Source organism: Aeromonas sp. s6, assembly GCF_040907815.1.
GTDB classification, from domain to species: Bacteria; Pseudomonadota; Gammaproteobacteria; order Enterobacterales; family Aeromonadaceae; genus Aeromonas; species Aeromonas caviae.
The window spans coordinates 1-2,246 of record NZ_JBFOCN010000014.1 but is presented as its reverse complement, the minus strand read 5'-3'; the positions used below and the strand labels follow the sequence as shown (position 1 = coordinate 2,246).

Annotated in this window: 1 pseudogene; it reads left to right on the top strand. The window is 63.7% G+C overall.

Annotation, left to right across the window (positions count from 1 at the left end):
- Window positions 1–2,246: pseudogene (locus AB5Y50_RS00895) on the top strand (type I secretion protein); the annotation flags it as partial.

The window sequence follows — 2,246 nt, the reverse complement described above, 5'->3', positions numbered from 1 at the left end:
AGCGCCGTGACCGGCACCGAGATGACGGAGGCGAACCAGGGGGCGAAGGATGTGGTGAGCCACATGAGCTTCACCGTGAGCCACGGGGCTGATGCACTCGATACGAGCAGCCTCAAATTCGATATCGCCGCCATTCAGCAGAGCCTGGATGGCAAGTACAGCAGCCACGGCAGCCCGGTGACTTTCACCCTGGATGCCAACGGCGAGCTGGTGGGGACCAGCGCGGACGGCCGCGAGGTGCTGCGGGCCGAGCTGAGCCTCGTTGAGAACAACGGCAACTGGAGCGTCACCGCCAAGGTGACCCTGGGGGCCGAGCTGGATCACCAGGGCAGCGAATCCCTCGACCTGCCGCTCACCGTCACCCTGACCGACAAGGACGGGGACAGGGTCTCCACCGACTTGCCGCTCACCATCAAGGACGGCCATGCGCCGCACTTCGTGGCGGGCAGCGGGGTGAGCCTGGATGAGCGTGGGCTCGACGGCCACAACACCCTGACGGAAACGGGACACTTTACCCTGGAGTCGGGGTCGGATCGGGTGAGTCAGGTCTCGTTCGCCGATCCGGCTTCCCAGCCCCCCTTGATGGCACTGGGTCAGCAGGTGAAATACGAACTGGTGGACGGGGCTCCCGCCATTCCGGGCAACCAGATCCTCAAGGGTTATGTGGACGTGAACGGCGTGCGCGTCGAGGTGCTTCAGGTCGAACTGGTGGGCAAGCTGGACAATGCCGCCAGCAACACGTTCGACTACAAGGTGACCCTTTATCAGGGGGTGCACCAGAGCGGCGGTGACGGCAAGACGAGTCTGCCCCTCAAGCTTGACATCATTGACAGTGACAAGGGGGGCGGCAACAACGACAGCACCACGGGCACTCTGGACATCACCATCAGCGAAGGCGTCAGGCCGATCGTCAACGGGGTGACCATCGACAGCGTGACCCTGAGCGAGGGGCGCTTCGATGGCGCCGCCAATGGTGCGACCGCTGACGATCAGCTCATCACGGGCAAGGTGACGGTACAGGCCTACTCCGATCCCATCGTCGATGTGCGCCTGGTCCTGAGCGGTCAGGTCATGGACATCAACGGCAATCCCGTCACTCACAATGGCGAGACCCTCACCTGGCAGGCCGTACCGGGCAGCAACGGCCACAGCTTCCAGGCAGTGACTGCGAGCGGCACCCTGGTGCTGAGCGTGACCCTGCCCAATGTGCCCGATAGCGTCGCGGCGCACACCAAGGTGGATTTCGATTATCAGGTGGTGACTCACACCAACCTGGATCACGGCGCGAACGACAGGCTCGATATTCGTGTCGGCATGCAGGTGACGGACAGCGATGGCACCGTCAGCAAGGGCGATACCGTCATCCATGTGACCGATGCCGCCGATCCTCACCTTGGCATCGACAGCGGGGTCACCTTGCAGGAAGGGGCCTCAGGCCAGACCCTGGATGGCCAGTTGCCGGTGAGCGTGGGCAGCGATCGCCTGGTGTCGCTGAACTTCGAGGCGAGCCAGCCCGGCCTGAATGGCCTCACCAGCGGCGGCCAGCCGACCCACTATCAGGTCAGCGGCAACCAGATCACCCTGCTGGATGCGGCTAACAAACCCATCCTGACCGTGACCCTGGACTTGGACGGCAAGTACCATGTGACGCTCGATGGCGTGCTGGATCAGCCGGTCAGCACCAACAGCGTCAACCTGGGGCTGCAGGTGCAGGGCACCGATTTTGACGGTGACCGAAGCAATCTCGGCACCCTCAATATCGCCATCACCGACGGCGCCTTGCCCCAGGTCGACCCCGTCTCCCTCACCCTGGTGGAGGACAGCGACTGGAGCGCCGCCCAGACCCTCAGTGGGGATCTCAATATCACCGCCGGCACCGATCCTTTGGCCCATATCGGCTTCGATGCCAGCCAACCTGGCCTGCAGGGGCTCACCAGCGGCGGCCAGCCCGTGGTCATCACCATCAGCGGCAACAGCATCAGCGGCGCCGTCAACGGCCAGAACGTCTTCACGTTGACGCTGGATCAGAACGGTCACTACGTCTTCACCCTGAACCAACCGCTGGATCAGGGGAGTGCAGACAGTCTGCTCAAGGCGGGCTTCACCCTCATCGACAGTGACGGAGATAAAGTCTCCTCCACCCTGAGCGTGGCCATCGGCGACGGGGCCAATCCGGTCATCAGCGCCGTGACCGGCACCGAGATGACGGAGGCGAACCAGGGGGCGAAGGATGTGGTGAGCCACAT